The 21,137-nt window shown below is 60.6% G+C and carries 22 protein-coding genes; 14 read left to right on the plus strand and 8 right to left on the minus strand.

The window, feature by feature from the left end; translation table 11 throughout:
- Positions 1 to 17 precede the first annotated feature (17 nt).
- The 3 genes from AACH39_RS02475 to AACH39_RS02485 are packed head-to-tail and all read left to right on the plus strand — an operon-like array spanning position 18 to position 1,085.
- Positions 18 to 440 (plus strand): tetratricopeptide repeat protein, encoded by a 423-nt coding sequence (locus AACH39_RS02475; RefSeq protein ID WP_338620813.1) that lies wholly within the window; start codon positions 18 to 20, stop codon positions 438 to 440.
- Between the two features lie 30 nt (positions 441 to 470).
- Positions 471 to 842 carry a group II truncated hemoglobin gene (locus AACH39_RS02480; RefSeq protein ID WP_252346218.1) on the plus strand — a complete coding sequence of 124 codons (372 nt, stop codon included), beginning with the start codon at positions 471 to 473 and terminating at the stop codon, positions 840 to 842.
- A 12-nt stretch (positions 843 to 854) separates the two neighbouring features.
- Positions 855 to 1,085 (plus strand): zinc ribbon domain-containing protein, encoded by a 231-nt coding sequence (locus AACH39_RS02485; RefSeq protein WP_215782600.1) that lies wholly within the window; start codon positions 855 to 857, stop codon positions 1,083 to 1,085.
- Positions 1,086 to 1,380: 295 nt separating this feature from the next.
- On the opposite strand, the gene AACH39_RS02490 is transcribed toward AACH39_RS02485, so the two are convergent.
- Positions 1,381 to 2,871, minus strand: coding sequence for an aldehyde dehydrogenase (locus AACH39_RS02490; protein ID WP_215782599.1), 1,491 nt, complete (start codon positions 2,869 to 2,871; stop codon positions 1,381 to 1,383).
- Between the two features lie 72 nt (positions 2,872 to 2,943).
- Positions 2,944 to 3,489 (minus strand): cupin domain-containing protein, encoded by a 546-nt coding sequence (locus AACH39_RS02495; RefSeq protein WP_215782598.1) that lies wholly within the window; start codon positions 3,487 to 3,489, stop codon positions 2,944 to 2,946.
- A gap of 304 nt (positions 3,490 to 3,793) precedes the next feature.
- Here AACH39_RS02495 and ald point away from each other — a divergent pair, with 304 nt between their 5' ends.
- From ald to AACH39_RS02540, 9 genes are all read left to right on the plus strand, one after another.
- A complete protein-coding gene (gene ald, locus AACH39_RS02500) occupies positions 3,794 to 4,918 on the plus strand; it encodes an alanine dehydrogenase (RefSeq protein WP_215782597.1) in 1,125 nt (374 codons plus the stop codon).
- A gap of 13 nt (positions 4,919 to 4,931) precedes the next feature.
- Positions 4,932 to 5,687, plus strand: coding sequence for a gamma-glutamyl-gamma-aminobutyrate hydrolase family protein (locus AACH39_RS02505; protein ID WP_215782596.1), 756 nt, complete (start codon positions 4,932 to 4,934; stop codon positions 5,685 to 5,687).
- A gap of 56 nt (positions 5,688 to 5,743) precedes the next feature.
- Positions 5,744 to 7,078: a glutamine synthetase family protein gene (locus AACH39_RS02510; protein WP_215782595.1), complete on the plus strand. Its 1,335-nt coding sequence runs from the start codon at positions 5,744 to 5,746 to the stop codon at positions 7,076 to 7,078.
- A gap of 69 nt (positions 7,079 to 7,147) precedes the next feature.
- Positions 7,148 to 8,512 (plus strand): aspartate aminotransferase family protein, encoded by a 1,365-nt coding sequence (locus tag AACH39_RS02515; RefSeq protein ID WP_215782594.1) that lies wholly within the window; start codon positions 7,148 to 7,150, stop codon positions 8,510 to 8,512.
- A 161-nt stretch (positions 8,513 to 8,673) separates the two neighbouring features.
- Entirely contained in the window at positions 8,674 to 9,534 is an 861-nt protein-coding gene (motA, locus tag AACH39_RS02520; protein ID WP_215782593.1) for a flagellar motor stator protein MotA, read from the plus strand.
- A gap of 12 nt (positions 9,535 to 9,546) precedes the next feature.
- Positions 9,547 to 10,443 carry a flagellar motor protein MotB gene (gene motB / locus AACH39_RS02525; RefSeq protein WP_215782592.1) on the plus strand — a complete coding sequence of 299 codons (897 nt, stop codon included), beginning with the start codon at positions 9,547 to 9,549 and terminating at the stop codon, positions 10,441 to 10,443.
- A 23-nt stretch (positions 10,444 to 10,466) separates the two neighbouring features.
- Positions 10,467 to 11,198 carry a class I SAM-dependent methyltransferase gene (locus tag AACH39_RS02530; RefSeq protein WP_252346217.1) on the plus strand — a complete coding sequence of 244 codons (732 nt, stop codon included), beginning with the start codon at positions 10,467 to 10,469 and terminating at the stop codon, positions 11,196 to 11,198.
- The gene (locus AACH39_RS02535; RefSeq protein ID WP_215782591.1) at positions 11,185 to 12,513 is read left to right on the plus strand and encodes an HDOD domain-containing protein; all 1,329 of its coding nucleotides are present in this window, start codon (positions 11,185 to 11,187) and stop codon (positions 12,511 to 12,513) included. Before AACH39_RS02530 ends, AACH39_RS02535 begins: the two co-directional genes overlap by 14 nt.
- Position 12,514: 1 nt before the next feature.
- Positions 12,515 to 13,306 carry an RNA methyltransferase gene (locus tag AACH39_RS02540; protein WP_338620814.1) on the plus strand — a complete coding sequence of 264 codons (792 nt, stop codon included), beginning with the start codon at positions 12,515 to 12,517 and terminating at the stop codon, positions 13,304 to 13,306.
- Here the strand turns inward: AACH39_RS02540 and AACH39_RS02545 are convergent.
- The 5 genes from AACH39_RS02545 to umuD all read right to left on the minus strand — a co-directional run bounded on the left by AACH39_RS02545 (position 13,288) and on the right by umuD (position 18,131).
- On the minus strand, positions 13,288 to 13,857 hold the full coding sequence (locus tag AACH39_RS02545; protein ID WP_338620815.1) for a GNAT family N-acetyltransferase: 570 nt from the start codon (positions 13,855 to 13,857) through the stop codon (positions 13,288 to 13,290). The genes AACH39_RS02540 and AACH39_RS02545 overlap by 19 nt on opposite strands.
- 3 nt (positions 13,858 to 13,860) lie before the next feature.
- Positions 13,861 to 15,084, minus strand: coding sequence for a multifunctional CCA addition/repair protein (locus AACH39_RS02550; RefSeq protein WP_338621265.1), 1,224 nt, complete (start codon positions 15,082 to 15,084; stop codon positions 13,861 to 13,863).
- Positions 15,085 to 15,098: 14 nt separating this feature from the next.
- Complete coding sequence (locus AACH39_RS02555; protein ID WP_215782589.1) at positions 15,099 to 17,057, minus strand: lytic transglycosylase domain-containing protein; 1,959 nt, start codon at positions 17,055 to 17,057, stop codon at positions 15,099 to 15,101.
- A gap of 301 nt (positions 17,058 to 17,358) precedes the next feature.
- Positions 17,359 to 17,505 carry a hypothetical protein gene (locus AACH39_RS02560; RefSeq protein ID WP_215782588.1) on the minus strand — a complete coding sequence of 49 codons (147 nt, stop codon included), beginning with the start codon at positions 17,503 to 17,505 and terminating at the stop codon, positions 17,359 to 17,361.
- 47 nt (positions 17,506 to 17,552) lie between these two features.
- Positions 17,553 to 18,131 carry a translesion error-prone DNA polymerase V autoproteolytic subunit gene (umuD, locus tag AACH39_RS02565; protein WP_215782587.1) on the minus strand — a complete coding sequence of 193 codons (579 nt, stop codon included), beginning with the start codon at positions 18,129 to 18,131 and terminating at the stop codon, positions 17,553 to 17,555.
- Between the two features lie 302 nt (positions 18,132 to 18,433).
- On the opposite strand from umuD, the gene AACH39_RS02570 reads away from it, so the two are divergent.
- A complete protein-coding gene (locus AACH39_RS02570; RefSeq protein ID WP_215782586.1) occupies positions 18,434 to 18,577 on the plus strand; it encodes a hypothetical protein in 144 nt (47 codons plus the stop codon).
- 14 nt (positions 18,578 to 18,591) lie between these two features.
- On the opposite strand, the gene AACH39_RS02575 is transcribed toward AACH39_RS02570, so the two are convergent.
- Positions 18,592 to 19,227: a LysE family translocator gene (locus tag AACH39_RS02575; RefSeq protein WP_215782585.1), complete on the minus strand. Its 636-nt coding sequence runs from the start codon at positions 19,225 to 19,227 to the stop codon at positions 18,592 to 18,594.
- A gap of 308 nt (positions 19,228 to 19,535) precedes the next feature.
- On the opposite strand from AACH39_RS02575, the gene AACH39_RS02580 reads away from it, so the two are divergent.
- Positions 19,536 to 21,050 carry a peptide MFS transporter gene (locus AACH39_RS02580; RefSeq protein ID WP_338620816.1) on the plus strand — a complete coding sequence of 505 codons (1,515 nt, stop codon included), beginning with the start codon at positions 19,536 to 19,538 and terminating at the stop codon, positions 21,048 to 21,050.
- The last annotated feature ends 87 nt before the right edge of the window (positions 21,051 to 21,137 follow it).

Raw genomic sequence — 21,137 nt, forward strand, 5'->3', positions numbered from 1 at the left:
CACAGACAGGAATGAACATGTCATCGGATATTCGGCTTGACGCCAAGGTTTACCAGGCCATCGAGCAACACTGTACCCAGGGTGATCATTTCACCGAAACGGATGAACTGGCGCTGGCGCTGGACGAGTATGCCAGGGCCTGGGCCTTGTTGCCCGATCCGCAGCGTGCCTGGGAGGCCGCGACCTGGATCAAGATTTCCATGGCCGACGTCCATTTCTTTGCCGGTCGTTTTGCCGAGGCGGAGGCCGAGCTGGACTATGCGCTGACCTGTCCGGGCGGTCTGGGCAATGCCTATATCGATTTGCGCATGGGACAGGTGCTATTCGAGCAGGGGCAACTGGAAGAAGCGCGCGAATGTTTGCGGGATGCCCTGGATGCGGCCGGTGAAGAGATCTTCGACGGCGAAGACGACAAGTATCTGGCGCTGCTGCGCAGCTGAGGCGGGGGTGGCATGCAGGATGTTCAGCTCATGACGCCTTATCAGTTGCTGGGGGGCGAGGGGGTGGTGCGCTGGTTGTGTGACCGCTTCTACGACATCATGGACCAGGAGCCTGCAGTGGCTGCCCTGCGGGCCATGCATCCGGCGGACTTGTCCGGTTCGCGCCAGAAACTGTTCATGTTTCTTTCCGGCTGGCTGGGCGGGCCGCAGCTGTATGTCGAGGCCTTCGGCCACCCGCGGCTGCGCATGCGCCACCTGCCCTTTGCCGTGGATGAAGCCGCGCGCGATCAGTGGATGTTCTGTATGCGCCAGGCAGTCAGTGAACTGATTGTGGAAGAGGCGCTGAAAGAAAAGTTGCTGGCCGCGTTTTATGACACGGCAGATTTCATGCGCAATCGTTGATGGAGAAATGCCATGGAAAAAGTCTGTCCCGTTGATCAGACCGAGTTGCTGCCGGAAGGGCGGCAGTGGCGCTGCCCGAGCTGTGCACAGGCTTTCCGCGTGCAGGGACGGTGCCTGGATTGTGGTGCCGAGCTGGAGCGGCTGCAGGCCTGTGGTGCCAGTAACTGGTTTTGTCCGCAGTGCAATGAGCTGAAGTCGCGTGCTCGTGTCCAGACGCGCCTGCAGGTGGTCGAAGCGGGGTGAGGCGCCTCTGCCGCATCGTGTTTTATCTGGCCGGGTGATTCCCGGCTTTTTATTTGCTCACGTGAGCATTAATTTGTTTTGTCGGTACGCAGCGGGTGCTGGGTGAGGGGTGTGGCAAATATGCGACGTTCATGGCATCAGGGTGATGGGCGCAAGGCCGGGGAATGGTGTTTAGAATTTCAAACATCATATAGTGATATCGACTATCATTTGGTCGAAAATGTAGTGATATAAACTGGCAAATTAAAAAAACGCCATGCAATTTTGCATGGCGTTTTGCGTTTTTGCAGCTAAATCACAGCTTGATCAATGTGCTCTTCAGCTCGGTGTATTTTTCCAGTGCGTGCAGCGACTTGTCGCGGCCGTTGCCGGATTGTTTGAAGCCGCCGAACGGGAAGTTCATGTCCCCGCCTTCGTCGTAGCAGTTGACCCAGACTGTGCCGGCGCGCAGGCGGCGCGACACCTGGTGGGCGGTGCTCAGATCGGCCGTCCACACGGCAGCAGCCAGACCATATTCAGTGTCATTGGCGATGTGGACAGCCTGGTCGATGGTGTCGAAGGTGATCACCGACAGCACTGGTCCGAAAATCTCTTCGCGGCAGATGGTCAGGTCAGGGCGCTCGCAGTCAAAAATGGTCGGCTCGATGAACAGGCCCTGGGGGTGCAGGTTGGCGGCGCGTCCGCCATTGAGCAGTTTGGCGCCCTCGCTCTGGCCCTTGTCGATGTAGGACAGCACTTTGTCGTACTGGATGCGGTCGACGATGGCGCCCATGCGGGTGTCAGGGTCGAGCGGGTCGCCCGGGGTGTAGCGTGCGGCGGCTTTTTTCAGCTCGGCGAGGAAGGTGTCACGGATCTCGCGTTGTACCAGTACCCGTGAGCCGGCGGTACACATTTCACCCATGTTGTAGAAGATGGCGCCGGCCGCGGCCCGGGCGGCGGCGCTGATGTCCTTGCAGTCCTTGAGGATGATGTTCGGACTCTTGCCGCCCAGTTCCAGCCAGACACGCTTGAGGTTGGATTGGGCGGCATAACCGGCAATCAGCTTGCCGACCGCGGTCGAGCCGGTAAAGGCGACGCAGTCAACGTCCAGGTGCAGGGCCAGCAGCTTGCCGACATCGCCCGCCCCCGGCAGTACCTGAAAGATGCCGTCGGGGATGCCGGCTTCCTTGGCCAGCTGGCCAAGACGAATGGCCGTCAACGGTGATTTTTCTGAAGGCTTGAGGATGACGGCGTTGCCGGCAGCCAGCGCCGGGCCGAATTTCCAGCTGGCCATCAGGATCGGGAAGTTCCATGGCACGATGGCTGCCACCACGCCAATCGCTTCACGGCTGACCAGGCCGACCAGGCTGGGGTCGACCGGTGCGAGCTCGCCGCCGACCTTGTCGATGGCCTCGGCAAACCACTCGGTGCAGTAGGCGGCGCCGGGGACGTCGACACTCAGGGTGTCGCCGATCGGCTTGCCGGCATCCAGGGTTTCCAGCAGGGCCAGCTCTTCCAGGTGCTGGCGCATCAGCCCGGCGAAGCGTTTGAGAATGCGCGCGCGCTCGCGTGGCGCCAGATGGGCCCAGTCGCCATGGTCAAAAGCCATGCGCGCTGCGGCAACGGCATTGTCGACCTCGGCCTGGCCGCACCAGGCGATGTCGCCCAGGCTGGCGCCGGTTGCCGGATTGATGGCGGGAAAGCGTTTGCCATCATGGGCGTCCTGATAGGCGCCATTGATGAATGCGCGGCCTTCGATCCGCAGGTTTGCGGCTCGGGCTTGCCAGTCTGCATGGGAAAGACCCATCTCCATCTCCTTTGTCGTTGTGTTGCCATTGCCGCTGGCGGGCCGGACACTGCCGGTTTCAGGGCGGTTTGGTCAGAATGTGGGGGGCGAGCTGGCGCTGACGACCTCGCAGATGCCTTCGCCCACATTGCGGAAGCGATGGGGCAGGCGGCTGTCGAAGTAGTAGGCATCTCCCGGTCCGAGGGTGCGGCTTTCGCCGTTGACCGTCACTTCAATTTGTCCGCTGATGACCACGCCACCCTCCTGGCCTTCGTGCATCAGCATATCCGGGCCGGTATCGGCGCCGGGTTCGTAATGTTCGCGCAGGATGGCGATGTCGCGATGATCATGCGCCGTGCCTACCAGCAGAAAGCGGATCTGATCGTTGCCCAGGTTGGGCAGTTCGTCGGCCTGGTAGAAGACTTTCGGGGTTTGGGGTTCGGCGTCGAAGGTAAAGAAGTCTGCCAGGGTCATCGGCAGTCCCTCCAGCACCTTTTTCAGCGAGCTGATCGAGGGGCTGACCCGGTTTTGCTCGATCAGGGAGATGGTGCCGTTGGTCACGCCTGCGCGTTTTGCCAGCTCCCGCTGCGAGAGTCCGTAGCGGTCTCGTACCATTCTCAGGCGTGCGCCTACATCCATTGTGCTTCCTCGTCTTGTGCCTGCCCGTGCTGGGGTTGTGTGGCTGAAGCCGGGCGGTTTTTCATTGGTGTGTTGATGTTAATAATTTTAGACGTTACCGTGATGTGCTGGTTGATGCAATCGTGGTAGCTTGCTGCAATGCAAAATCGATAGTCCTTTGCAATACGCAGATTTTATAGTCAAAATCAGTATCAGACAGCAAGTGGCATGTAAATTTTATTAAACGGCTGTCCCGTGGCCTGATTCATGCCCGGCAGGCCCTGCGCTCAATACCGAACCCAGACATCAATCACAGGAGAGAAGTATGTTAATCGGCGTTCCGAAGGAGATTAAGAATCACGAGTATCGCGTTGGTCTGACGCCGTCCGGTGCCCGTGAAATGATCGCCCACGGCCACAAGGTACTGGTCGAAACCCAGGCCGGCCTGGCGATCGGCTTTACCGATGAGCAATACATTGCCGCTGGTGCGTCGATTGCGCCGAGCGCCAAGGCTGTCTTCGATCAGGCTGAGATGATCATCAAGGTCAAGGAGCCGCAGCCGGTGGAATGCCGCATGCTGCGTCCGGGCCAGATTCTGTTTACCTACCTGCACCTGGCACCGGATCCCGAGCAGACCCGTCTGCTGATCGAGTCGGGCGCGATTGCCGTGGCCTATGAAACGGTGACCGATGACCGTGGCGGCCTGCCGCTGCTGGCGCCGATGTCCGAAGTGGCTGGTCGCATGGCGATCCAGGCCGGCGCGCATGCGCTGGAAAAGGCTCAGGGCGGCCGTGGTGTGCTGATGGGCGGTGTGCCGGGCGTGGCACCGGCCAAGGTGGTGGTCATCGGTGGTGGTGTCGTGGGCCTCAACGCGGCTCGCATGGCCATGGGCATGGGTGCCGATGTCACGATTCTGGACAAGTCGCTGAATCGTCTGAAAGAAATCGACATGATCTTCGAGGGTCGCATCAAGACCCTGGTATCCAATACCTCGAACATCGAAGAACAATGTGAAGCAGCTGATCTGGTGGTCGGTGCCGTGCTGGTGCCGGGCGCACTGGCGCCGAAGCTGGTGACCCGTCCGATGCTGAAGAAGATGTTGCCGGGTGCCGTGCTGGTGGATGTGGCGATTGACCAGGGTGGTTGCTTCGAGACCAGTCATGCCACGACGCATCAGGAGCCGATCTATGTGGTCGACGGTGTGGTTCACTACTGTGTGGCCAATATGCCGGGCGGTGTGGCGCGTACCTCGACGCTGGCGCTGTCCAATGCCACCTTGCCGTTTGCGCTGGAACTGGCCAACAAGGGCTGGGCGGGTGCCTTGCTCGACAACGTTCATCTGCGCAACGGTCTGAACATCTGCCGTGGCAAGGTGACTTACCAAGCGGTTGCCAAGGATCTGGGTTATCAGTACGTTGATCCGATCGAGGCCATCAAGGCGTCTTCCTGATAAAGAGGTAGGCATGCAGCAAGCGATTATCGGTATTCCTTGTGATAACAAGATGATCGGCCTGCTGCCGTTCCACGCGGTCGGCGATAAATATATCGCCGCCGCGGCGGGCGGTGCGGGGGGGGTCCCCATCCTGATTCCGGCGATGGGGGACCCTGCCCATCGCGAGGCGATTCTGGATCTGGTCGACGGCGTGCTGCTTCCCGGCTCGCCATCCAATATTGAACCCCATCACTACAACGGCGAACCCAGCCGTCCCGGCAATCCCACTGATCCGGCGCGTGACGCTACCACGCTGCCCCTGATTCCCCATCTGATCGAACGCGGCATTCCCGTACTGGGTATCTGCCGTGGCTTCCAGGAAATGAACGTCGCCCTGGGCGGCGAGCTGTTCCAGTATGTGCATGAGCAGCCCGGTTTTCGCGATCATCGCGAACCGGAGGTCGACGACATGGCGGTGAAGTATGCGCCGGCGCATGCCGTTCATTTCCCGCAGGACAGTCTGTTCCGGCAATGGCTGTCGGTGGCGGAGGCCCAGGTGAATTCCCTGCATGGTCAGGGGGTGCGTCGTCTCGGCCCGTCCCTGCGTGCCGAGGCCCTGTCCGATGATGGCCTGGTCGAGGCCTTCAGCGTGCCCGAAGCGCGGGCCTTTGCGATGGCCGTGCAGTGGCACCCCGAGTGGAAGTTTGCCGACAATCCGGTTTCCATGGCGATTTTCAAGGCGTTCGGCGATGCCTGCCGCGCCCGCCGTGCCCAACGCAGCCGCTGAGCGGCGCGTCTTCAGAGCCGTTTTAACGGCCGACAACTGAAATAGAGGGATTCTGTATGAACAACGAGATCATCGAGTGGATGCGCGAGCACCACATCACCGAAGTCGAGTGTATCTTGCCGGACATGACCGGCGTGGCGCGTGGCAAGATCGTGCCGCGTGACAAATTTATCAGCGATCCGGAAATGCGCTTGCCCGAGGCGGTACTGATTCAGACCGTGACGGGTGATTATCCCGATGACAGCTACCTGGATGTGACGGACCCGGACATGGTGCTGTATCCGGACGAGAGTTCGCTGCGCTTTGTGCCCTGGGCCGCCGATCCGACCGCCCAGATGATTTACGAATGCACCCGCTCCGACGGCACGCCGGTGGATGTCTCGCCGCGCAATGTGCTCAAGCGTGTGCTGTCACTCTACGACCAGCACGACTGGGAGCCGGTCGTGGCCCCGGAGATGGAGTTTTATCTGCTGTCGCCCAATCCGGATCCGGACATTCCGCTGGCGCCGCCGGTCGGGCGTACCGGCCGTGCCGAGTTCGGCCGGCGCTCTTACTCGATCGACGCCGTCAACGAGTTTGACCCGCTGTTCGAGGATATCTACGACTTCTGCCACGCACAGGGGCTGGAGGTGGATACGCTGATTCACGAGATCGGCACCGCCCAGATGGAAATCAACTTCCTGCACGGCAATGCCGTGGCGCTGGCCGATCAGGTGTTCCTGTTCAAGCGCACGGTACGCGAGGCGGCCTTCCGCCACAATATGTACGCCACCTTCATGGCCAAGCCGATGGAGAATGAACCCGGCAGTGCGATGCATATCCATCAGAGCATCATCAACCGGTCGACCGGCAAGAACATTTTCACCAATGAAGATGGCTCGCCGTCGGAGCACTTCTTCCACTTCATCGGTGGCCTGCAGACCTATCTGCCGCATGCCATGCCGCTGTTTGCGCCGTTTGTGAATTCCTTCCGCCGCCTGTCGCGCTATACCGCCGCACCGACCAATGTGCAGTGGGGCTATGACAACCGGACGGTAGCCTTCCGTGTGCCGCATTCTTCGCCGCAGGCGCGTCGCGTGGAGAACCGCGTGCCGGGCGTGGATGCCAATCCCTATATTGCCATGGCGGCCACGCTGGCCTGCGGCTATCTCGGCATGATCAACAAGATTCCGGCTTCAGAGCCTTGCCAGAGTGATGCCTACGAGCTGCCGTTCCAGTTCCCGCATGGCTCCGAGGAGGCGCTGGCCAAGCTGCGCGAGTGTCCGGAGCTGGCCGAGGTGCTGGGGCCGCGTTTTGTGCGCATGTACGTCGCCCTGAAAGAAAAGGAGTTTTCGGAGTATTTCCGCGTGATCAGTCCGTGGGAGCGCAAGTTCCTGCTGTTGCACGTATAAGGCTGAAACGCAACGCCGTGAGCGCAGCCGGCCCGCGCCGGCTGCAGGGGAATCAACAGGAGAAACCAGATGAAGCAGCACAATACCGAAACCCTGCGTCAACAGGACGCCGCCCACCACCTGCATCCGTTTTCCGACATGCAGTCGCTCAATCAGCAGGGTGCGCGCGTCATCACCCACGCTGACGGTATTTATCTGTGGGATTCGGAAGGCAACAAAATCATGGACGGCATGGCCGGTCTGTGGTGTGTGAACATCGGTTATGGCCGCAAGGATCTGCCGGAAGTCGCCAAGAAGCAGATGGAAGAGCTGGCCTACTACAACACCTTTTTCAAGACCACTCATCCGGCTGTGGTGGAATTGTCCTCGCTGCTGAATGAGGTGACGCCGGCCGGTTACAGTCATGTGTTCTATACCAACTCCGGTTCGGAGTCGGTGGATACCATGATGCGCATGGTGCGTCATTACTGGGACACCCAGGGCAAGCCGCAGAAGAAGACCCTGATCGGTCGCTGGAACGGTTATCACGGCTCGACCATTGGCGGGGCCAGCCTGGGTGGCATGAGCTATATGCACGAGCAGGGCGATCTGCCGATTCCCGGCATTGCGCATGTCGAGCAACCCTGGTGGTACAAGCATGGCAAGGACATGACGCCGGAAGAGTTTGGTCTGCAGGCCGCCCGCTGGGTCGAGGACAAGATTCTGGAGATCGGTGCCGACAAGGTGGCCGCCTTTGTTGGTGAGCCGATCCAGGGGGCGGGCGGGGTGATCATTCCGCCGTCGACCTACTGGCCGGAAGTGGAGCGTATTTGCCGCAAGTACGATGTCCTGCTGGTGGCGGATGAGGTGATCTGTGGTTTTGGCCGTACCGGCGAATGGTTCGGTCACCAGTTGCTGGGTTTCCGTCCGGATATTTTCACCACGGCCAAGGGCTTGTCCTCGGGCTATCTGCCGATTGGTGCGGTGTTTGTCGGTGATCGCGTGGCCGAGGGGCTGCTGGCCGGTGGCGATTTCAATCACGGCTTTACTTACTCCGGTCATCCGGTCGCGGCGGCCGTGGCCCAGGCGAATGTGCGTGCCTTGCGCGACGAAGGCATCATCGAGCGCGTCAAGAATGAAACCGGTCCGTATATGCAGAAGCGCTGGCGCGAGACTTTCGGCAATTTCGAGCATGTTGACGATATCCGCGGTGTCGGGCTGATCCAGGCCTTTACGCTGGTCAAGGATCGCAGCAAGCGTGAACTGTTCCCGGACTGGGGCAACATGGGTATGAAGTGCCGCGACATTTTCTTCCGCAACAACCTGATCATGCGCGCATGCGGTGATCATATTGTGTCGGCGCCGCCACTGGTGATCACCAAGGAAGAAATCGACAAGATGCTGTCTGTGGCCGCGCGTTGCGTCGAGACTTTCGAAAAAGAGGTGCTTTTTTAATTGAATGACTTTGACTAAGGTATAGTTAGTTATATCTGATTTCTGCTTTGCGCCTTCAATAGCGGATTTGGTATAATCAAATCCGCTATTTTAGTTAAAAATAAAAATAGATAGTCATTAAAATGGCTTGACCGTCTACTAAAACTATGGGGCAGTGACGCATGTTTGTCGGTATCGGCTATGTGGTGATCCTTCTTTCCACGCTCGGTGGCTTTGTCATGGCTGGCGGGCATCTTGCGGCACTGATCCAGCCCATTGAACTCATGATGATCGGCGGTGCGGCCGGTGGTGCCTTTGTGGTGGCCAACGGCGGTCCGGCGATGAAGGCCACCCTCAAGGCCTTTCCTCAGGTCTTCAAGGGCTCACCCTACAACAAGGCCTTCTACATGGAGCTGTTTGCCATGCTCTATGAGATTCTTGCCAAGGTGCGCAAGGAAGGCCTGATGTCGATTGAAAACGATGTCGACAACCCCGAAGCCAGCCCGGTTTTCAGTAAATATCCAATCGTCGCAAAAGATCATCATGTCGTTGAATTTATTTGTGATTATCTGCGCCTGATGGTGGGCGGCAATCTGAATGCCTTTGAAATTGAAAACCTGATGGATGTGGAAATCGAAACCCATCACCACGAGGGCGAGATCCCGGTTTCGGCCGTCAAGGCCATTGCCGACGGGATGCCGGCCTTCGGTATTGTGGCCGCGGTGATGGGGGTGGTGCACACCATGGAATCGGTGGGGATTCCGCCGGCCGAGCTGGGTCTGCTGATTGCCCACGCGCTGGTGGGGACCTTCCTCGGGATTTTGCTTTCCTATGGCTTCGTCGGCCCGCTGGGGACGATTCTCGAACATCGTCTCGCCGACGGTACCCGGGTATTCCAGACCATCAAGGTCACCATTCTGGCCAGTCTGAACGGCTATGCGCCGCAGGTGGCGGTGGAGTTCGGTCGCAAGGCGCTGTCTTCGCATGATCGTCCGTCCTTCAAGGAACTGGAAGATCACGTCAAACAGGCCAAGAATCGCTAAAAGAGGTCCGTCATGGCAGATGAATCGCAACGGCCCATTATCGTCAAACGCATCAAGAAGGGTGGCCACGGCCATCACGGGGGTGCCTGGAAGATTGCCTATGCCGACTTTGTGACGGCCATGATGGCGTTCTTCCTGCTGATGTGGTTGTTGGGCTCCGTGTCGCAGGGCACGCTGGACGGGATTGCCGAGTACTTCAAGACCCCGCTCAAGGTGGCCTTGTCCGGCGGGCAGGGAACCGGCGATGCGACGGCGCTGGTCAAGGGTGGCGGTACCGATCTGACGCGCAAGTCCGGTCAGGTGAAGAAAAGCCCCCAGTCGGACCCGGCCAAGGAGAAGGCCCAGCTGACCCAGCTGCAGAAGAAAATCCAGCAAACCATCGAAGCCAGTGTGCAGCTCAAGGCCTACAAGAACCAGCTCAAGCTGGAGATGACGCCTGAGGGGCTGCGCATCCAGATTGTCGATGACCAGAACCGGCCGATGTTCGCCTCCGGCAGCTCAACCATGCTGCCAGCGACCAGTGCCTTGCTGCAGGCCCTGGCCAAGGATTTGAATCAATTGCCCAACCATCTGAGCATTTCCGGTCATACCGACTCGACGCCATATAGCGGTGGCCTCGGTGGCTACAGCAACTGGGAGCTGTCCGCCGACCGGGCCAATGCCGCCCGCCGTGAGCTGGTGGCCGGGGGCCTGGGGTCGGACAAGGTGCTGCGGGTGGTCGGACTGGCTGATGCGGACCCGCTGATTCACGGCAATGTGTTTGCCGCCGAGAACCGGCGTATCACCATCGTGGTACTGAATAAAGACGCCGAGCAGACCATCCTGAATGACGGGGTCAAACCGGCACTCAATAATGAGCCGATCGGTCCGATCGATGCGGCTTCGCAGCCGCAGGGAGAATTGCACTGATTGCTTCCGCCCTGTGGCGGCTGTTGCGCGCCCTGGCGATTCAGTTGCTGGCTGCCTTGCTGGCCTGGTATTTTGTGGCCCCCCTGGCGCATGTCTGGCGCTGGGCGTTGCTGGCCAGTGTGTTTGCCTGCCTGCTGGCGCGCGTTTGTCGCAGTCGGGGTGTGGCGGTGCTGTTGCAGGGCCTGCCGTTGCCGCTGGCGGTGCTGGTCAGTCAGTCTGGCCTGCCGGCCTGGCTGTTCATGCTGGCCTTTTTGTTGACCCTGGCCTTCGGTCGCAATGCCTGGCTGGCCAGGGTGCCGCTGTATCGGTCGAGCGAGGAAGTGGCACAGCAGCTGGCCGCGGTGTTGCCCGAGCAGGGCGTGGTGCTGGAAGCCGGGGCGGGCGATGCCCGGCTGGCCTTGCGTCTGGCCAGTCTGCGACCGGATCTGCAGGTGCATGCCCTGGAGAATGCCTGGGGCAGCTTCTGTCTGGCGAGGTTGCGCTGGCTGCGGGCCGGCCGTCCGGCCAATGTGCGTGTGGCGTTGTCGGATTTCTGGCGGGTCAACTGGCAAGACTACGATTCCGTCTATGTGTTTCTCTCGCCGGCACCGATGAAAAGGGTATGGGACAAATTTCAAATGCAAGCCAGACCGGGGGCCATGTTGATCAGCAATACCTTCGCCGTGCCAGGTGTCGAGCCGGAACAGCGCTTGCCGCTGTCCGGGCGTTTGCAACAGTCCTTGTTGTTGTGGCGGGCCGCGCATGGAACTGAATAGTTGGCTCAATTCGATTGCCGCCCGGCGCTGGCCGATCTTGCCGGGTACGATGGCGGACCTGCGCCAGGCATGTGCGCGCCATAGTGATCTGATCAATTTTTCTGATCTGGCCAACCTGACGCTTTCCGATCCCTTGCTGCTGTTCGACCTGATTCGTGTTGTCGGCGGCTCTCGCGCCCTGCAACGCAATGAAAGCATGCCCTCCATTGAACAGGCGATGATGCTGATCGGCCTGGAGCCGGTGGTTAGTCGTTTTAATTCGCTCACGGTGCTGGAGCCGGTGACCGGACGTCTGCATCCTGGCGTGGTGGAGGACATTGGTCTGTGGCTGGCGCATGGTCGGGTTGCTGCCATCATCGCCAAGGACTGGCTGTCGCTGGCCGGCGAGCACAAGGTGGAAGATTGCTACATCGGTGCGCTGATTTATAACCTGCCTGCCTGCTTCTATCTGCTTTACAGCAATCGCACGGCGGAGCGCCCGCTGTTGCAGGAAGTGTCTGAAGTGTTCGGCATGGATTACCCGAAAGTGCTCGAACAGTTCGTCAAGACCATTCCCTTGCCGATGGGGCTGCTGAATATCATCGCCACCGATGGCGGTGTGTCGCGGCGCAAGCAACTGTTGCGGCTGGCGGTCGCCACGGCCAATGGTCTGGTGCAGGGCGCCTGGCGTTCCCAGTGGTGGGCCGGGGTGGAGGCTGCGGCCCGGCTGATCGGTGTCAGTGCCAATGTGGCCTACAGCGTGGTGCCCTACGCCTGCCTGCATGTGGCCCGCTCACCACGAGCGCCGTCTTATAGCTATCCGCTGCGCGAATTCATGATGCTGCCCGGTGAGTTCCATCAGCCGGAAATGCATGCCATTGCGCCGCATGACGAGGAGGGCGAGCTGGATGTCGCCTTGCGCGATACCGTGCGTCATCTGGCGCAGGATCTGCGCTTGCGCCATGTGATGTTCCTGCGTTACGACAACGATGCGCATTGTCTGAAGCTGCGCTATCAGGTCGGCCTGGCGGCGGATCATCCCTTGCGTAACCATGCCGTGACACTGGAGCCGGGCTCGTTTTTTGCCGTGCTGAGCAGTAAGCCGCAGAGCTTTCATGCGCCCGAGGGGGCACGAGCCAAGCTGGCTGCCAGCTATCCGGACGAGTTTTTCCGCATGCATCCCGGCGGCGAGTTTGCCGCCATGACGGTGTTCTCCGGCCATCAGCTGGTCGGGGTGTTCTTCGTTGACTACGGTGACGAGCAGATTCATCTCGACGCCTCGGTCTATCAACGTTTCAAGGAGTTGGTGGCGGCGCTCACAGGCCGCCATGCCTGACATGCAGCCGTCCATCAAAGTCATTTCCTCTGCCCAGAACGATACCCTCAAACAGCTGGTGCGCCTGATTGAGCATGCCCGTGAGCGCCGCAAGCAAGGCTTGCTGGTGGCGGAGGGGATTCATCTGGTGCAGACCGCGCTGGCCGCCGGGGTGGTCTGCACGCAGTTGTTCGTCAATCGCCAGGCTTTGGGCAAGGCTGAGGTGCTGGCCTTGCTGCAGCGCCTGCCTGCCGGTGTTGCCGTTTTCGAGCTGGATGAGGGCTTGTTTGCGCGCGTGACTGCGCTGACCAGTGCGCCCGAGCTGCTGGCTATCTGCCAGCGACCGGTGCCACCCGTCATCACGGGCCGATCCTGCTTGTTGCTGGAAGATATCCAGGATCCGGGCAATATGGGCACCATCCTGCGCTCGGCCGCCGCAGCCGGCGTGACCGAGGTATTTCTCAGTGCCGGTTGTGTTGACGTGTATGCGCCCAAGGTCTTGCGTGCCGGCATGGGGGCGCACTTCTATCTGTCGCTGCATGAACAGGCGGATTTGCTGTCGGTGCTGCAGCAGTTCGACGGGGTGCGCCTGGTGACCAGTCTGGCCGGGGATCGTTCGCTGTATCAGCAGGACCTCTCCGGCAATGTGGCCTTCGTGTTCGGCAATGAAGGTGCAGGGGTGTCGGCGGACTTGCATGATGCGGCGGATGCCCGGGTGCGCATTCCGATGCCTGGGTATGCCGAGTCGCTGAATGTGGCCATGGCGGCCACACTCTGTCTGTTTGAACGGGTTCGTCAGCTCTCGCCGGCCTGAGTCCGCCAGCTCGCGGCATTCAGCCGGTAGAGTACATGGGGTGCCAGCGGGTGGTCTGCCGGTAACTGCGGATGGAGAAAATCGCCCGTGTCGTCCCGTTGCATCCCGATGGCCTGCATGACGGCCCTGGAACGCTGATTGGCCGGTACGGTGAAGGCGACGATCTCGGCGAGCTGCAACTGATCGAAGCCGTAGCGCAAGACCGCGCGGGCGGCTTCTCGTGCATAGCCTTTACCCCAGTGAGCCCGGGCCAGCCGCCAGCCGATCTCGACGCATGGTGTGAAGTGGGCTTGCCAGGCCGGCTGGTTCAGACCACAGAAGCCCAGACATTCGCCATCCCGCTTGCGCTCCAGCGCCCAGAATCCCCACCCCTGCTGAATCATCCGCTGCTGCAGTCTTTCGACGAGGGCATCGCTCTGCCTGGCGCTGAGCGGGGCCGGGAAGTGGGCCATGACGACCGGATCGGCATTCAGCACGCGCAGGGCGGGCAGATCCTCCGCTTGCCATTCGCGCAGAATCAGTCGGGCGGTGTCGAGGACGCGGGGGATCATGACTCATGCCGGCAGGTGCTGTCGTCGCCATTGCTCGATGAGTTCGATTCGGGCCTCATCAATGCGCTGTGGCAGTTGGCTTTTATCGGTCAGCTGACTGGCCAGGGCACCGGCATTCAGTGACCGGGCGGCATCAAGCATGCCGGCCAGCCAGTCTGCCTGCGGATAGTCGCAAGTGTCGAAACCGGTACGACCGCGGGCGTCGGCCAGGCAGGCATCCAGCATCTGACGGAAGCGCTCGGGGCGGCGCAAGGCGTCACAAGCCTTGAACAGCTTGAGCACGGTGGCGGCGCGCAGTTCGCCGGCTCGGTGGGCGTTGGTGTGCTGCAGGACGGTGATGCGCGCCAGGTCACGGCACTCGGCCGGTATGCGCAGCCGCTCACACAAGTTCAGCAAGGGCTGTTCGCCACGTGACTCGTGGCCAATGTGGCGTGGCAGGATGTCCCGCGGGGTAAGCGCCTTGCCCAGATCATGGCAGAGGACGGCAAAGCGGGTGGCCAGCGGCATGTCCTGACGGGCCGCATAATCTAGCGCCTGCATTACATGAATGCCGGTATCGACCTCTGGGTGGTGCTGCGGGGGTTGTGGTACGCCAAACAGCGCATCGACTTCCGGCATGATGCGTGCCAGGGCGCCACACTGGCGCAGCAGGGCAAAGAAGCGTGAGGGCGTGTCGGTCATCAGTGCGCGAGACATCTCCTGCCAGACGCGTTCGGCCACCAGGGCATCGACTTCGCCATTGGCTGTCATGTCACGCATGAGCTGCAGGGTTTCGCCGGCCGGCTGGAAATTGAAGCGGGCGGCAAAGCGAGCTGCCCGCAATATTCGCACTGGATCTTCGGCGAAGGCCGGGCTGACATGGCGCAGCAGACCGGCGGCCAGGTCAGCCTGACCGTTGAACGGATCGATCAGCTCGCCTTGCGGGCTCATGGCCATGGCGTTAATGGTCAGGTCGCGCCGGGCCAGGTCCTGCTCCAGCGTAACATCGGGGGCGGCATGGAAGGTGAAGCCATGGTAGCCCGGTGCGGTCTTGCGCTCGGTGCGTGCCAGGGCATATTCCTCCTGCGTCTGCGGGTGCAGGAATACCGGGAAATCCTTGCCGACCGGGCGAAAGCCCTGCGAGAGCATCCACGCCGGCGTGGCGCCGACCACCACCCAGTCACGGTCGCCGGCAGGCAGGCCGAGCAGCTGATCGCGCACGGCACCACCGACGACATAGGCCTGAATCGGGGCCGGGAACCTCATGGCGTCAGTTCCGGGGACGGGCTGGCCTGAGCCGGGCTCTGGTCGGCGCTGCCGTTGCCGGACTGGCCGCGGGCCGGGATGGTGCCCATGCGGGTTTTCAGCGTGATGTTTGCATTGTTCATTGCGCTGCCGTAGTAAGCCGCGTTGGCCATGACTTTTTGCACATAGTCACGCGTTTCGCTGAAAGGAATGGTCTCGGCATAGATGGTGCCATCCATCGGCGTGCTGGCCTGCCAGGCGCGGGCGCGGTTCGGGCCGGCGTTATAGCCGGCGGTCGCCAGGACCGGATTGCCGGACAGTGAGGTCAGTACGTATTTCAGGTACCAGGTGCCAAGCTGGATATTGGTTTCAATATCGTTGATGGCCAGCTGGTTGGAAAGGCCCATTTTCTTGGCAACCCAGCGTGCCGTCGCCGGCATCAGCTGCATCAGCCCGGTGGCGCCGGGGCCGGATCGGGCCATGGTGATGAAGCGGCTTTCCTGGCGGATCAGACCGTAGACCCAGGCGTCATCGATGCCGATCTGTTTGGCGTAGCGCTGGGTGATCTCCTTGAAGGGGGTCAGGTAGCGCAGGGAAAAGTCATGCTGGGTCTGGGTCCGCTCCGCGCTGTAGATGGCCATGTCGTAAAAACCCACCTTGCGGGCAATTTCGGAGGCGGCCAGCAGCTGCATGTCGCTGCGGCCGCGCATGGCCCAGCGCCACTCGTTCTGGGCCTCGCTGCGCAGATCAGGGCGCCGGGCATTTTCGGCGATGTCGTACAGGGCCAGGGCGCGGATGATGGCCGGATCGCGGCGCATCAGGGCACTGTCCTGCTCGCCGGGGGTGCTGCGGTCGGGCAGCGCCTTCAGGCTGTTGCCAAGCTCTTCCTGAGCCAGCAGGCCGTAATAGCCGCGATCGTTGCTGGCACGGGCCAGCAGGGCGTTGGCCTCTCCTTGCTGATTGCGGGTGCGCAGGGCGCGGGCCAGCCAGTATTGCCAGGCTGGTTTGGCGCTCAGCGCGGGCGGCATCGACTGGATGACATTTTGCAGGAGATCCCACTGCCCCTGGCGCAGGGCGGCACGGGCCCACCACTCCCATTGGTCGTTGTTCAGTTGCTGCCTATCTGCGCGGGCATACCAGTTCAGGGCGTCGTCCATCTGCAGCTTGCGGGCTGCCAGCAGCGCCAGTTGGCCCCAGCCATAGCCGGCAGCCGATTTGCCGATGCTGTCCTCAACGGCGCTCAGCGCTCTGGCGGCATCCTGCGGGTTGTTGCGGGCCTTGTTTTCGATCGACAGCAGCATGATCTCCTGCCCCTGTCTGGTCGAGAGGTCAACCTTGCCCGGGCTGTTGATCAGGGTGGCATTGAAGGGCAGATTGTTGTTGTCGGCCAGCTGACGCGCCTGGGTAAGGTAATTGCCGGTCAACAGTCGGCGCAGGCGTTTCCACAGCCAGTCCTGGCTGAGCAGGCCGCGCTGTGCTGCGGCGTTGATCAGGGTCGTGCAGCCTTCCGGGGCGGGGCGGCCATCCAGGAAGCGGTCCAGATTGGCGGGGGCCGTGCCCTGGCGCAGCGTCAGCAAATCGCCATAACACTGGGTTTCCTCGTCACGTCCTTCGGGCGGCAGCTTGCTCCACTGGCTGGCAAACAACGCCCAGTTGCCGCGCTGGCCGAGTTTTTTCAACCACTCGCGGCGGACTTTTTCCGTCAGGATGCCCGGACCATTCTGGTCGAGAAAGCGCTTGATCTGATCGTCGTCGTCTTTGTCCAGTGCCTTGAGGGTGATCCAATAGGCTGGGTAAATGGCCAGAGGGTCGTTCCCCATGCTGGTGGCGTATTGTTGCAGGCGGCTCAGGTCGTTGGCCCGGTAGGCATCCAGCGCGCCGATCAGGTCGCTCTGTGTGGAGGCCTGGCTGAGGGCCGGCATGGTGAGGAGGGCGGCCAGCAAGGCCTGGCGCAAGGTACGAGAGATGACGGTCATGCGAATATCCATATGGGTGGCGCAGTCTGCCGGTTGTCATGTGGCCGGTCGCTCAGGGCAAATATCCCGCAGAAGGGATAAAACCGGATTTTGCCGATGGCGTCCTGAAGGACCGGTTTTTATGGCTAGACAGCCGGGTATCGAGCAAATTCCATAGGATTTTACTTGCTGCAGTGCAGCTTGGCAGCCGTAATGGGGTTGTTATTGAAAATTACTATGGCTTGGCGGGGGCGGACAGCGAGTCATGGCGGTCTTCCGCTGTGCGGTATGCCGCAGGGGCATGGCCGCACGCGGGAGGGGGTCAGACGAATTCGACCGGGACGAAGAAGCTTTTTCCTGTGCGCGAAACCAGTACCTGCGGCTGGCCCGCGACCACGCTGCGGAAGGCGCGCGGCAGGCGACGCCAGTCCATGAATTTGATCTTGATGAGTTGATCGTTGACGTTCATGTTGCGCTCCAGTTCGGGTGAGCCGGGGGGGCTCGGTCCGTTGACGATTAATCCACCTGGTGGATGACTCGGGTCACCACGCCCCAGATGAAAAAGCTGGCATCTTCGGGCACTTCAATGGGGGAAAAATCCGGGTTTTCCGGCATCAGGCGGATGCCCTGTGCGGTTTTTTCCAGTCTTTTGACCGTCAGCTCGCCATTGATGACGGCGACGACGATCTTGCCATGGCGCGGCTCGATCGAGCTGTCGACCAGTAGCATGTCACCATCCAGGATGGCGGCGTCACGCATGGACTCTCCCTTGACCGTGACCATGAAGGTCGTGTCCGGGCGCCGGACCAGCAGCGTATTGAGGTCGATGTCGGCTTCGCGCAGATCATCTGCGGGTACGGGGGCGCCGGCTGGCACGCGGCTGGCAAACATCGGCAGGGACAGTGCCGTCAGGCTTTGCCCGAGCGTGCGAAAATCTTCCGCCTGGCTACGTTGCAGCGTCCGCAGTGCGCGATAATCGCTCAGCCACTGGTCCAGCAGGGGCTTGAGGGGCTCAGGCACCCGCATGGCAACCGTCTTGTCCGCGCCAAAGCGGGGTTTGCGTCCTGCTCCCTCGCGTTTTCCGCCTTGTGTCATCTGACTGCTCCTTCAGCGTTTTTTTGATTATGTACATAATCATCCGGTGAGGCAAGTTTGTTGGGCGGGGAGTGATGTGTTGCTGCAACAGAATGAAAAAACGAAACGATTACAATGGGTTGTCTTGACTGGCGTCAGCCTTTCCGTGTCGAGGCGGTTGACACGGTGCTGGTTCCGCCTAAAATCCGAATCGTTCCCCTTGCTGCTGAAAGCCTTCCATGTCCGACCCGGCTCCCTTGCTGATCTGTCCCAAATGTTGCTCTCTGGACATTGAGGGGCCCGAGTTCCCGCAAGATGAAGATATGATGCTTTGTCGTGGCTGCGGCCATGCGCTCAGCTATGCCGTCATGAGTGCCGAGGTGCGGGAGGCCATGGATGGTGCGGTGCGCCTGATTCACCTGCGCGTGGCGCGCAAGCTGATGGATCTGGAAAAGCCCAAGGCCTGATCCGGCGCACGTCCTCAGCGGCTCTGCGTCAGCGCCAGTTTGATTCCCAGCAGTACGAATACACTACCGGCCAGACGGTCCAGCCATTGGCCCGTCTGCGGCCGTCGCTTGAGCCATTGACCGACTGCGCCGGAAAAATACCCCAGCAAAGCAAACAGCAGCCCGCCCTGCAGCGTGAACAGTAGACCGAGCAGGGTGATCTGCAGGCTGACCTGTCCGTGGCGGGTGACGACGAACTGCGGCAGGAAGGCCAGGAAGAACAGCACAACTTTGGGGTTGATGGCAGAGGCCAGGATGCCGCGCAGCAGGTAGCGGCGCCAGGGCTGTGATGCCGTTGGCTGGCCGCTTTCAAAGCGCGTTCCGCCGCTTCTCAGCGCCTGGATGCCCAGGTAGATCAGGTAGGCGCCGCCGCTCAGGCGCAGCAGGGTGAAAGCTGTCGGGCTGGCGGCAATCAGGGCACTGACGCCCAGTGCGGCCAGGATGGTGTGATTGATGCAGCCCAGTGCGCATCCGAGCCCGAACAGCATGCCGGGCTTGCGACCATTGCTGATCCCGGTGCTCAGTACCATGAGATTGTCAGGGCCGGGAGCCAGCGTGATCAGGATGGCGGCAGCCAGAAACGTGGCGACTTGTTCGGGGGTCAGGGGCATGCGGGTCTCCTTTGTTCACGCAGCAGTGTACGTGTTGCCTCCGGCGTGTCCAGTGCGTGAGGGGGGAGATGCGCGATAAGTAATTGTTTTTTCATGCCATGATAAATGAGAATAATGTCAATACTTGGAAGGAATGAGATTCTTCCTAGCCATTTTTTGTAAAATGTATGGCATAAAATTCCGTAGTTTGATATTTCTATGCAAGCCTCATTGCAGGATGCTGATCCATATTCAAATTTCCACGGTCGCTCAAATCCTGGTTTTACGCCTCGTGAGTGTGTGTCAATCAAGAACATATAGGTGATATCTTGAGCCCTTCCCAACAGAGTCCGTCGCCTGCCGGAACCGCCAGCGGTGGTTCGGTCGCGCTGTTTTTCATCCAGATGTTTGCCACGCTGGGTTTTGCCGTGTTGTATTCGACCCTGGTGCTTTATGCCACCAAGCGGCTGGGTTTCAGCGAGGATAAAGCCAATGCCATGATGGGGGTCTTCGGGGCTTTCAATTACGGCTTGCACATGTTTGGCGGGTATCTTGGCGGTCGCTTTCTCAGTAACCGAAATTTGTTTGTTCTCGGCATGGTGTTGCAGGTCTTTGGCTGCTATCTGATTGCCGAAATGGGGGTGCCCGGCCTGTACTGGGGGCTGGCCATGTTCCTGACCGGCAGTGGTTTGAACGTGACCTGCCTGAACATGATGCTGACCCAGCGTTTTTCTCCCGATGACGAGCGCCGCGAAAGCGCGTTTCTGTGGAATTACGCTGGCATGAATCTGGGGTTTTTCCTTGGTTTTACCGTTGCGGGCTACTACCAGCTGTCGGGTGACTATCACTCGCTGTTCCTGTTTGCCACGATCGGCAATGTGCTGGCGATTGTGATTTCCCTGCTGTGCTGGCGCATCCTGGCGGATATCAGCACACCGCTGAAGCTGGCCAGCGGACGACCTTTCTTCCTGCGCATGGCCGCGGGCCTGGCGGTGCTGGTGCTGCTGGTGCCGGTCATCCGCATTCTGCTGACACATACCGAGCTGACCAACTCTTCGGTGATTGTCCTGGGCCTGGTGGTGCTGGCCTGGCTGTCGATGCTGACCCTGCGTCACCCGCATCGTGGTGAAAAGAAGCGCATGGCGGCCTATCTGATCCTGGCGCTGGGCTCTCTGGTGTTCTGGTCGCTGTATCAGTTGGCGCCCATGGGGTTGATGCTGTTCTCCGAACACAATATCAATCTCAATGTCTGGGGGATTCAGGTTGCACCGCAATGGATCCAGAACATCAATACGCTGGTGATTGTGGTCGGAGGCCCGCTGATGGCCTGGTTGTTCAATCGCATGCGCCAGCGTGGCAGCAAGATCGATATTCCGCTGCAGTTTGCCGCCTCGCTGTTCTGCATGGGGCTGGGTATGCTGGTGCTGCCGATCGGGATTTCGCTGGCCGGCGCAGATGGTCTGGTGGCCTTCAAGTGGATTGCCCTGAGCTATCTGCTGCAAAGCATCGGCGAACTGCTGATTTCGCCGATCGGCTACGCCATGATCGGCAAGCTGGCCCCGTCGCGCTATCAGGGGGTGATGATGGGCTGCTGGATGATGGTGACCGGGGTGGCTTCGGTTCTGGCCAGCTACATTTCCGGCATGATGCCGCAGAATATCGGCTCGACGCCGGTGGCGACCAATCCTGGCTTCAGTTCAGTGTTCAGCCAGCTGGGCTGGGGCTCGGTGGTGACCGGTGTGCTGCTGTTGCTGCTGATTCCTTTCCTGCGTCGTCTGATCAATGAAGCGCAGCCGGTCGCTGCGGCCGGCGATGATGCGGCGCTGGCGGAGCAGCGTGCCTGACGTTCTTTGCCCGTATCAAATCCAATGCCCCTTTCTGAAGGGGCATTTTTTTTGTCTGTCATTTTAAGACTACGCCCGAAGAGCGCT

It is taken from the genome of Paludibacterium flexuosum (assembly GCF_037076605.1).
GTDB lineage: Bacteria > Pseudomonadota > Gammaproteobacteria > Burkholderiales > Chromobacteriaceae > Paludibacterium.

What these genes read in the sequence shown, in the direction of transcription:
- AACH39_RS02475 (WP_338620813.1), top strand. Translation starts at nt 18, where the DNA reads ATGTCATCGGATATTCGGCTTGACGCCAAGGTTTACCAGGCCATCGAG.
- AACH39_RS02480 (WP_252346218.1), top strand. Translation starts at nt 471, where the DNA reads ATGACGCCTTATCAGTTGCTGGGGGGCGAGGGGGTGGTGCGCTGGTTG.
- AACH39_RS02485 (WP_215782600.1), top strand. Translation starts at nt 855, where the DNA reads ATGGAAAAAGTCTGTCCCGTTGATCAGACCGAGTTGCTGCCGGAAGGG.
- AACH39_RS02490 (WP_215782599.1), bottom strand. Translation starts at nt 2,871, where the DNA reads ATGGGTCTTTCCCATGCAGACTGGCAAGCCCGAGCCGCAAACCTGCGG.
- AACH39_RS02495 (WP_215782598.1), bottom strand. Translation starts at nt 3,489, where the DNA reads ATGGATGTAGGCGCACGCCTGAGAATGGTACGAGACCGCTACGGACTC.
- ald (WP_215782597.1), top strand. Translation starts at nt 3,794, where the DNA reads ATGTTAATCGGCGTTCCGAAGGAGATTAAGAATCACGAGTATCGCGTT.
- AACH39_RS02505 (WP_215782596.1), top strand. Translation starts at nt 4,932, where the DNA reads ATGCAGCAAGCGATTATCGGTATTCCTTGTGATAACAAGATGATCGGC.
- AACH39_RS02510 (WP_215782595.1), top strand. Translation starts at nt 5,744, where the DNA reads ATGAACAACGAGATCATCGAGTGGATGCGCGAGCACCACATCACCGAA.
- AACH39_RS02515 (WP_215782594.1), top strand. Translation starts at nt 7,148, where the DNA reads ATGAAGCAGCACAATACCGAAACCCTGCGTCAACAGGACGCCGCCCAC.
- motA (WP_215782593.1), top strand. Translation starts at nt 8,674, where the DNA reads ATGTTTGTCGGTATCGGCTATGTGGTGATCCTTCTTTCCACGCTCGGT.
- motB (WP_215782592.1), top strand. Translation starts at nt 9,547, where the DNA reads ATGGCAGATGAATCGCAACGGCCCATTATCGTCAAACGCATCAAGAAG.
- AACH39_RS02535 (WP_215782591.1), top strand. Translation starts at nt 11,185, where the DNA reads ATGGAACTGAATAGTTGGCTCAATTCGATTGCCGCCCGGCGCTGGCCG.
- AACH39_RS02540 (WP_338620814.1), top strand. Translation starts at nt 12,515, where the DNA reads ATGCAGCCGTCCATCAAAGTCATTTCCTCTGCCCAGAACGATACCCTC.
- AACH39_RS02545 (WP_338620815.1), bottom strand. Translation starts at nt 13,857, where the DNA reads ATGATCCCCCGCGTCCTCGACACCGCCCGACTGATTCTGCGCGAATGG.
- AACH39_RS02555 (WP_215782589.1), bottom strand. Translation starts at nt 17,057, where the DNA reads ATGACCGTCATCTCTCGTACCTTGCGCCAGGCCTTGCTGGCCGCCCTC.
- AACH39_RS02560 (WP_215782588.1), bottom strand. Translation starts at nt 17,505, where the DNA reads ATGAACGTCAACGATCAACTCATCAAGATCAAATTCATGGACTGGCGT.
- umuD (WP_215782587.1), bottom strand. Translation starts at nt 18,131, where the DNA reads ATGACACAAGGCGGAAAACGCGAGGGAGCAGGACGCAAACCCCGCTTT.
- AACH39_RS02570 (WP_215782586.1), top strand. Translation starts at nt 18,434, where the DNA reads ATGATGCTTTGTCGTGGCTGCGGCCATGCGCTCAGCTATGCCGTCATG.
- AACH39_RS02575 (WP_215782585.1), bottom strand. Translation starts at nt 19,227, where the DNA reads ATGCCCCTGACCCCCGAACAAGTCGCCACGTTTCTGGCTGCCGCCATC.